The following is an 8,785-nucleotide window of genomic DNA, read 5'->3' as shown; positions in this document are numbered from 1 at the left end:
CCCCCCCAGTCGGCCCATCTTCAATGCGATGATATCTCCCGCCTGCATCTCGATCATCCGCTCCACATCGTGCAGGCTTTTAATGCTTTCATCCAGGCAAATTGGGGTTTTCATCATTCGCTTTGCTTTTGCATGAAGCTCCCATTCGTGTTCAGCAAAAGGCTGTTCAATCAAAGTGAAGCCAATATCATCAAAATCCTTCAGCCGATTCATAGTCTGTTCAGAAAACCCGCCGTTGGCATCCGCAAAAAACAGAATATCCGGATAGCGCCCAACCGCCTCTTTAAGAATGTCCACATCCAAAGCCGGAGATATCTTAATTTTGACTCGGCTGTATCCTTTGGCAGCTGCAGCTTCTATTTCATGCAGCAGCTCTTCAGGTTTTGCCGCCACCACGATACCTGCTCGGATTTCCTGCTGCGTGCCGCCGATATACTGCCATAATGGGAGCCCATCGTGTTTCGCAAAAAGATCCCACACAGCCATTTCAATCGCTGCTTTGGCCATGCTATTCCCTTTAACGACCGCGAAAATCGCCTGCACTTCCGCTGGACCAGATAATTCTTTTCCCAGCAATAATGGCTTCAGCACGCGCGCCATAACGAAGGCGCAGCCCTCAACCGTTTCCTCCGTATACCAGGGCGTCGAAAAAGCCACACATTCCCCGTAAGCTTTTATGCCTCTGTCAGATTCGACAGTCACGATAATGGATTCCCGCTCAGTAACCGTCTGCAGCGACGTGACAAAAGGTTTCTTCAGTTCTTTTTTAATTCGCTCAAACCGGATGTCCTGTATGGTCAAACCCATGATTTCAGCTCTCTTCTCAGCACTTTATTGGAAGCATTGCGCGGCAGTGCTTGGACTGCGCGGATCAGTTTCGGAATCTTATAACCCGCAATCTGCAGCCTCAGGTATTCTCTCAAACTGTCCATTGAAATCTCTTCATTCAATACAATAAAAGCTGCAGGCACTTCTCCCCATTGTTCATCCGACATGCCGCAGACTCCTGCTTCACGAACAGCCGGATGTCCAAGCAGCACTTTCTCGATTTCCGCCGGATAAATATTTTCGCCTCCGGATACGATCAGATCCGAACGCCGGTCAACCACAAACAGGAAGCCTTCTTCGTCCACATAACCGATATCACCGGTATGGAACCAGCCGTCCTGCTCCACTTCACGGTCCGCATATTTGCCGATATAACCCGGTGTCACCTGCGGCCCTCGAATCTGAATCTCGCCTTTATCACCGGGCGCTTCATTTTCCCCGATTTGGATCTGGTATAAAAATAAAGGCTTGCCGGATGATCCGATTTTCCGTTTCGCATCAGCGGGCTGCAGCGTCGTCGTCTGTGAAGATGTTTCTGTCATGCCATATGTCTGCAGCATCGAGATCCCGAAATTCTCTGCCCGTTCAATATAGGACACTGGAACCGGCCCCCCACCTGCCAGCATCACTTTGAATTTTGGCGAAACCTCCAGACCTTTCGTTTCGAGCTCATTTAAGATCCGCTCCAAAGTCACTCCAACAACTGACATGTGGGTAACTGTTCCCTCACTTAATTCCTCCGCACACAGTTCTGCATCAAATTTAGGATAGAGCCGTACGCCCATTCCATAAATCAGCGACCGCATCAAAATCGAAAAACCGCTGATGTGGAATAGGGGCATGACGCAAAGCCAAACATCTTCAGGAGAGATGCCGATATTCAACGCTGACGAAACAGCACTTGAGAAATGGTTCTGTACCGTCTGCCGCACACCTTTTGGATATCCAGTTGTGCCGGACGTGTACATAATCGAAATCGTCCGGCTCTCCTGCCATTCCGGAACGGAAATAAATTCAGCAGACTCTGCTTTTTTTATTTCACTAAAAAGGATTTTATTGCCGAAGCTGATTTTCTCCTGCAATTCTTCATCCACCAGCAGATAGGATGCAGCTGAATCTTCCAATTGATAGTCAAGTTCCGCTGCTGAAAGCCGCTCATTCAGCATGACCATTTCACAGCCGATATGCAGGCAGGCATACATGACGAAAACCGATTCCGGATGTGATTTGGCGAGAATGGCAACTCTTGATTCAGCTGCGATGCCGAGCAAAGACAATCGTCCTGCGTAATCGAGGGAGATGCCGTTGATTTCCGAGAAAGTCCACTGCTCCTCGCCATATGATAGCGCTATTCGGCTGCCGCTGAGATGTGCCCGCTGGCTCAGCCAATTCGGATAGCTCATTTTCAAAATCCCTTTCCTTAAAGCCGTCTTTACAATTACAGCTTCTTTTCTAAAATGATTTTTGGTTCCCCTGTTTTGTCCGTATAAGTTCCGATAACATCGAATCCCTCACGGATATTGAGAAGCAGCATATTGCGCCATTTATTCTTGGTATGGGTCTGGACAGAGGCATAGCCCTCTTTCCGGGCGTAATCGTGCTGCCGCTCCATCAAATCACGCGCTATCCCCTGATGTCGATGACTTTCATCGACACCACCCAGCCAGCTGTAGAATTGCTCACGATTCAAAGCATAACCGATTTTATACCCCACCAGCTTTTCAGCATCCATCGCCAGATCAATACGCAACTTCGGCTTTTCCGCCATTCTTCCAGCTAAATCATCCGAACTGCCAAAGATTCTTATGTGCAATGAAACCACTTGATCCATTAAATCTCCTGCCATCATTTCCGTAAAGCTCTTGTAGTGAATCGACATCACTGCCACTCTCCATTCATTACTAAAAAAAGCTGCCCCCGGAAGGACAGCTTTCAATTATTGATGATCAAGGGAAACGCGGGAATTGGCCGAAGTCAGGTTTGCGCTTCTCTTTGAACGCATCGCGTCCTTCTTTCGCTTCGTCTGTTGTATAGTATAGAAGTGTTGCGTCACCAGCCATTTGCTGAAGTCCAGCAAGGCCGTCCGTATCTGCATTCATCGCTGCTTTTACGAAACGAAGTGCAGTCGGGCTCATTTCAAGCATCTCTTCGCACCATTTCACCGTTTCATCTTCAAGCTGCTCGTAAGGCACCACTGTATTCACAAGTCCCATATCAAGCGCTTCCTGAGCGTCGTACTGACGGCACAGGTACCAGATTTCACGAGCTTTCTTGTGGCCGATGATGCGCGCCAGGTAACCTGAACCGTAACCAGCGTCAAAAGAACCAACGCGCGGTCCTGTCTGGCCGAAACGTGCGTTGTCAGCAGCAATCGTCAAATCACAAACAACATGCAGTACATGTCCTCCGCCAATTGCATATCCTGCAACCATCGCAACAACCGGTTTCGGAATAACACGGATCAGACGCTGAAGGTCAAGCACGTTCAAACGTGGAATCTCATCTTCTCCAACATAGCCGCCGTGACCGCGAACGGATTGGTCTCCGCCTGAACAGAAAGCTTTCTCGCCTTCCCCTGTCAAAACAATAACGCCAACTTCTGAATTATCGCGTGCGCGTGAAAACGCATCGATCAATTCATGCACCGTTTTCGGACGGAATGCATTGCGGACCTCCGGACGGTTGATCGTAATCTTCGCGATTCCGTTATAAATTTCGTATTTAATATCTTCATATGTACGTTCAGTTACCCATGCACGTGTCATGATTTTCCTCCTAAAAATTCTTATTTAAATACTCCCTTACTATTGTAGCAAATTCATCCGGTTTTTCCACATGTAACGCATGCCCCGCCACAATCTCCCTGTGCACAGCCTGCGGCATCAGCAGCACCATCTCTTCAGCAATCGCCGTAAACTTTGTATCCAATTCCCCTGTCACCAATAAAATCGGAAGTTCCAGCTGGCTGATTGCTTCCCAATACGAATCCTGTGAGCCCGTCCCCATACCGAGCAAACTGTTTGCCAGACCAGTAGGATTCTGCGCCAGCCGCTCTGCTCTGACAGCCGCTTTCACAGCTTCCGGCAATGTCTTCTGCGTCTTAAATAGAGGAATCTTCTCCCAGCTGTCGACAAATGAATCAATTCCGCCGGACAGGATCCGTTCGGCAAGAAGCCTGTCGCTTTTTCTTCTGTCGGCCCGCTGCTGCTCCTCTTTTAAACCGGGCGATGCACTTTCGAGTATCAAAGCACTCAGCAGTTCAGGATACGTGCACGCATAGGCCAACGCAACACGGCCCCCCATCGAGTAACCGGCCAGCGCAAAATCCTGAAGATCCAGCCGCTCAAATAAGAGTTTCAAATCCCGAAGCTGCAGCTCCATCGAAAAACGTTCCGGATCCGCCGTACTGTCAGTTTTCCCGTGGCCAATCAGATCAATCAGCACCAGTTTATAATCTGTAAAATACGCTTGCATATTTCGCCACGTATTTGAGCTGCCGGTGAAACCATGGAGAAAAACCAGCGCCTGATCTTTATCTTCATTTAAAATCTCAATGTGATAATTGACGCCTTCAATCTCCAGTTTCATTGGCCATCCAGCTCCTCAGTAAGGAGATTCCACAATTCCCGGTGCACCCGCACATTTGTTTCGCGGTCCGTAAACACCTCAATAATTTTAACTGCCTTTTCTTTTGGCGTGCGCAATGCCGAACGCAATTGCTCTTTTGTTTCAACCGCTGCATACTCTGCATCGTACATCCGTGCAGCATCCTCAAACTTCAATCCTGTCGGTGTCCCGAACAGCTCTTCAAAATAACGTTCTTCCTGTGATTGAGGCAAGTAAGAGAAAATTCCGCCCCCATCGTTATTCATCACTACGACAGTCAAATTCGTCTCCTGCATTTTCGAAGCGATTAAACCGTTCATATCATGCAAAAAGGACAAATCCCCGATGAACAAAAACGCCGGACGCTGTTTCGCAGCCTGAACACCCATCGCCGTAGATACGACCCCGTCAATACCGTTCGCACCCCGATTACCATAAATCATCACATCACGTGCCGTCGTTTTAAAATACGTATCCGTGTCCCGGATCGGCATACTGCTGCTGACGATCAAATCGCACCCGTCCAGTTCATCAAAAAGAACCTTCGCCAGCACCCCTTCATCCAATTTTTCATTGCAATGAAGTTCTGCCAGTTCCCAGAACAACTGTGATGCGGATGTCCACTTTTCGGTGTAGGGATTAGCCGGTTTTGGCGACATCTCCATAAGCCACAGCCCGGATGCTGAAGCCTGAATATGATGGGTTACAACAGACTGTGCATCACGCATCATCGGCGATTCATCAAAAACAGCGTAAATTTCAGGTTTTACAGCGGCGAGATAAAGAGTCAAAGGTTTTGAAACCGGCTGTGGCCCAATGCGGATTACAGCTTCAGGCACCATTTTCTCTTTAAAAGCTTCACTCTTCAATATCGCATCGTAACTGTCAATAATAAGATCCCTGCAGCTTTCATCGATATTTCCCCGAACATTCGACAACGGATCAGCAAGTACCGGCCAATTCAGCTTTCTTATAAAAGCCCAAAATTCCGGTGGCAATATTTCTGTCATTTCTCCTATCACCAGCAGCCCTTTTTCAGTCTGGACAGCACCCTCTATAAAATTTTGAATGGATGGGGACAAGAGAGATTCATTTTTCAGATGCGTTATTTCGCCTGGACTGTCATTCTGCTGCTCGAAATCCAATACTAAAGGTTCACGAAATGGCACATTCAGATGGACAGGACCTCTCGGCTCTGACACAGCGCTTTTGACTGAACGATGAAGATGTCGGACAAGAAAGTCCAAACGGTTTTCCTCTTCCGGCATCGGCAAATCAACTGACCATTTTACATGTGAACCAAACAGGTTGATCTGATTAATCGCTTGCGGCGCCCCGACTTCGCGAAGCTCATGCGGCCGATCCGCCGTTACGACGATTAATGGAATTCTTGCATAGAAAGCTTCCACAATGGCAGGGAAAAAATTCGCTGCAGCTGTTCCCGATGTGCAGAGAAGCATCACAGGTTCTCCCGAAGCTTTCGCCATGCCCAGCGCGAAATAAGCCGCCGATCGTTCATCAATCTGGCGGTAGACCGTAAGTTTTTCTTCTTTCATACATGCATAAGCCAGTGGTGTCGACCTTGACCCAGGACTTATCACCACATTTCTGACGCCCTGGTTCACGAGACTGTGTGTGAACGCAGATACGTATTCAGTTAAATATTTACGATTCGTCACTTAATTGACCTCCCAAAGCACGAAGCATCGGACGGAACTTCACCCATGTCTCAGCATACTCTGACTCTGGAGTGGAATCTTCTACTATTCCGCCTCCCGCATATAAATAAGCTTCTTTTTTATCCAGCAATGCCGAACGGATGGCGACAGCAAATTCTCCGTTCCCTTTCGCATCAATCCAGCCGATTGGGGCAGCGTAAAAGCCCCTGTTCATGGTCTCATATTGCCTGATCAGACTCATAGCTGATTGTTTCGGTTCTCCTCCAAGCGCCGGTGTCGGATGAAGATCGCGAACAAGATCAATGAGACTTGATCCTTCTTTTAATTTCCCTTCAACTGGCGTGTATAAATGTTGAATATCTCTTATTTTCATAAGTTTCGGCTTTTTCGGGACTGTCTTTTCACTGCAATGCGCTGTGAAAACTTTACTGATCATATCAACGACATATTGATGTTCAGAGCGGTTTTTTCTGTCATTCAGCAGTTCATTGCCAAGTTCCAGATCTCTTTCCATCGTTTTGCCTCGCGGCGTGGAACCTGCCAGTCCTGCAGAAAGAGCCGAACGGTCTTCAACTTTTACAAGCCGCTCAGGAGTTGCACCAAAAAAGAATTGATCTTTTGCTTCCAGACCGAACAAATAACTTTCTGGCTGCTCTTTTGATACTTGATACAGTGCAGATGAAGCCAAAAGATTTTTTGAGAAATCAAGTCGTAATACGCGGGCGATAACCACTTTTTCCGCCTGTTTCGCTTTAATCACATTTGTCACTTTTTCAATAGAAGAAAGATACGATTCCTTTTTCAGTTCTTCTCTCCCGGTAACTATGGGTTTTCTATAAGTGACCGGTTCAGAAACCTGCGCAGCGTGAATCAGCTTGTCACGCTCGTTTCTCAAAGAATCAAATTCCCTGAAAGTGTCTTCTCTTTTTGTTATAAGATGAATACTTATATATGCGCGTTCATTTTTTAGAACCAGCTGAAATGTAGGCACTGTAAAATAGGCTTCCGGAAAATGGTGCCAAACACTTTTAGTTTTGTTTAAAGGATCAAAGGAAAATCCGCCGAACAGCACCGGTTCGACAAAAGATTCTTCATTGACGATTTGTTTGCATAAGCTCTGCCAATTACTCTTAATGTCTTCAAACCGTGACTGGTGATTTTCAGCTGCCAATACATGCGCGTGGCCAAGACCGACGATGGTATGTGTTTTCTCGGGATTTTGCCAGAAAAAGCGTTCCCCTTTAAATCTTTTTTCGCCTGCCTCGAAAAACGCCAGGGCAGATATTCTTGCCACTTCAATTGTTTCTGTGTAGAAATGGTATGCAATATAACGTGAATTATCATGTTTTTCGGCAGATGAATACTGTTGTCGATTCATCAAATTACCTCCGTTTATTTAATAACTTCCATAAAATCAGGAGAAGCTTTACTCTTTTTAATCTCTACCCTCTATCATACTCTTTTCTGCTAAATTCGGCACAACATTTGCTGCCATATAGCTGTATTTGCAGTACAATATAATAGGAAAGAATTAAAGGAGAGGTATAGAATGACACAAACGATTCAAGCGGACAACGGATGGCGCGTCTGGTGGCAGCTCACCCGACCTCATACTTTGACCGCCGCTTTCGCTCCAGTTTTTCTGGGCACAATGATTGCAATAAGAGACACACATATTGACTGGCTGTTATTTACTGCCATGCTGGTGGCCAGTTTACTGATCCAGGCAGCTACCAATATGTTCAATGAATATTACGATTTTGCACGAGGGCTGGATAACGAAAACTCAGTAGGCATCGGCGGAGCAATAGTGCGCAATGGTGTAAAGCCCCAAACTGTCCTGAGACTAGCTTTTTTGCTTTATGCGATAGCCGGAGTCATCGGAATTTATATCTGTTACCAGACAAGCTGGTGGCTGCTGGTTGTAGGCGGAATAGCAATGATAATAGGTTACCTGTATACAGGCGGACCCTATCCAATTGCCTATACGCCATTTGGTGAATTATTTTCCGGACTGTTTATGGGATTCCTTATTGTTTTGATCGCCTTCTATATTCAAACCGGCACCATTACGGCAGATTCGATTTTATTATCCGTGCCAAGTACGCTCCTGGTGGCTGCGATCATGATGGCCAATAATATCAGAGACATTGTCGGAGATGCCGCAAGCGGCAGGAAAACTCTGGCAATTCTTGCTGGCAGATCAGCTGCGGTTAACATCCTGTTAAGTTTCTTTGTACTATCATATGTATGGATTGTTATTCTTGTTGTCTTTGGAATAATAACTCCCTGGGCATTGCTGGTTTTCCTGAGTATTAAAAAGCCGGTTAAAATTATCAATATCTTCAAGCGCCATACAGAACCATTAAAAGTTATGCCAGCTATGAAAGATACCGGTATTACTAATACCCTCTTTGCTTTATTGTTAGCAATTGGTTTACTGATCGGTCATATTTTCTAAAAACTACGAAAGCATCTCTTGAATGAGATGCTTTTTCTTTTCGTATTATTCAATAAAAAAAGCTGAAATGATTATGTATGGAAAGTATGCAGCTGCATTAATGAAGCAGTTCAATACCTTTCAATATTATTTTTGGCCAATAAAAAAATGCCATGCAAATTAATGCATGACAATTTTTGTATGACCCCTACGGGATTCGAACCCGTGTTAC

8 protein-coding genes are annotated in these 8,785 nt (G+C 46.2%); 1 reads left to right on the top strand and 7 read right to left on the bottom strand.

The genetic code is table 11. From position 1 onward, the window contains the following. The 7 genes from menC to KW93_RS15150 form a co-directional block, all read right to left on the bottom strand. Nucleotides 1-807, bottom strand: an 807-nt coding sequence (gene menC, locus KW93_RS15180; RefSeq protein ID WP_033543892.1) for an o-succinylbenzoate synthase, incomplete at its 3' end; no start/stop codon positions are given. After that, the gene (locus tag KW93_RS15175; protein ID WP_033543891.1) at nt 798-2,231 is read right to left on the bottom strand and encodes an o-succinylbenzoate--CoA ligase; all 1,434 of its coding nucleotides are present in this window, start codon (nt 2,229-2,231) and stop codon (nt 798-800) included. The genes KW93_RS15175 and menC, both read right to left, overlap by 10 nt. 35 nt (nt 2,232-2,266) lie before the next feature. Beyond that, the gene (locus tag KW93_RS15170; protein ID WP_033543890.1) at nt 2,267-2,707 is read right to left on the bottom strand and encodes a GNAT family N-acetyltransferase; all 441 of its coding nucleotides are present in this window, start codon (nt 2,705-2,707) and stop codon (nt 2,267-2,269) included. 67 nt (nt 2,708-2,774) lie between these two features. After that, a complete protein-coding gene (gene menB / locus KW93_RS15165) occupies nt 2,775-3,593 on the bottom strand; it encodes a 1,4-dihydroxy-2-naphthoyl-CoA synthase (RefSeq protein WP_033543889.1) in 819 nt (272 codons plus the stop codon). A 10-nt stretch (nt 3,594-3,603) separates the two neighbouring features. After that, a complete protein-coding gene (menH, locus tag KW93_RS15160; RefSeq protein WP_033543888.1) occupies nt 3,604-4,416 on the bottom strand; it encodes a 2-succinyl-6-hydroxy-2,4-cyclohexadiene-1-carboxylate synthase in 813 nt (270 codons plus the stop codon). After that, entirely contained in the window at nt 4,413-6,113 is a 1,701-nt protein-coding gene (gene menD, locus KW93_RS15155; protein WP_033543887.1) for a 2-succinyl-5-enolpyruvyl-6-hydroxy-3-cyclohexene-1-carboxylic-acid synthase, read from the bottom strand. Before menD ends, menH begins: the two co-directional genes overlap by 4 nt. Then, entirely contained in the window at nt 6,100-7,491 is a 1,392-nt protein-coding gene (locus KW93_RS15150; protein WP_033543886.1) for an isochorismate synthase, read from the bottom strand. The genes menD and KW93_RS15150 overlap by 14 nt, the downstream gene beginning before the upstream one ends. Before the next feature lie 171 nt (nt 7,492-7,662). Here KW93_RS15150 and KW93_RS15145 point away from each other — a divergent pair, with 171 nt between their 5' ends. Next, nucleotides 7,663-8,574 (top strand): 1,4-dihydroxy-2-naphthoate polyprenyltransferase, encoded by a 912-nt coding sequence (locus tag KW93_RS15145; protein ID WP_033543885.1) that lies wholly within the window; start codon nt 7,663-7,665, stop codon nt 8,572-8,574. The last annotated feature ends 211 nt before the right edge of the window (nt 8,575-8,785 follow it).

Origin of the sequence: Planococcus sp. CAU13 (assembly GCF_000775575.1) — a bacterium.
Lineage (GTDB): Bacteria > Bacillota > Bacilli > Bacillales_A > Planococcaceae > Planococcus.
The sequence above is the reverse complement of the archived record's forward strand: the minus strand, read 5'-3'. Positions and strand labels throughout refer to the sequence as shown.

Excerpts from the sequence above, each read along its gene's own strand:
- KW93_RS15175 (WP_033543891.1), bottom strand. The coding sequence starts at position 2,231 with ATGAGCTATCCGAATTGGCTGAGCCAGCGGGCACATCTCAGCGGCAGC.
- KW93_RS15170 (WP_033543890.1), bottom strand. The coding sequence starts at position 2,707 with ATGTCGATTCACTACAAGAGCTTTACGGAAATGATGGCAGGAGATTTA.
- menB (WP_033543889.1), bottom strand. The coding sequence starts at position 3,593 with ATGACACGTGCATGGGTAACTGAACGTACATATGAAGATATTAAATAC.
- menH (WP_033543888.1), bottom strand. The coding sequence starts at position 4,416 with ATGAAACTGGAGATTGAAGGCGTCAATTATCACATTGAGATTTTAAAT.
- KW93_RS15150 (WP_033543886.1), bottom strand. The coding sequence starts at position 7,491 with ATGAATCGACAACAGTATTCATCTGCCGAAAAACATGATAATTCACGT.
- KW93_RS15145 (WP_033543885.1), top strand. The coding sequence starts at position 7,663 with ATGACACAAACGATTCAAGCGGACAACGGATGGCGCGTCTGGTGGCAG.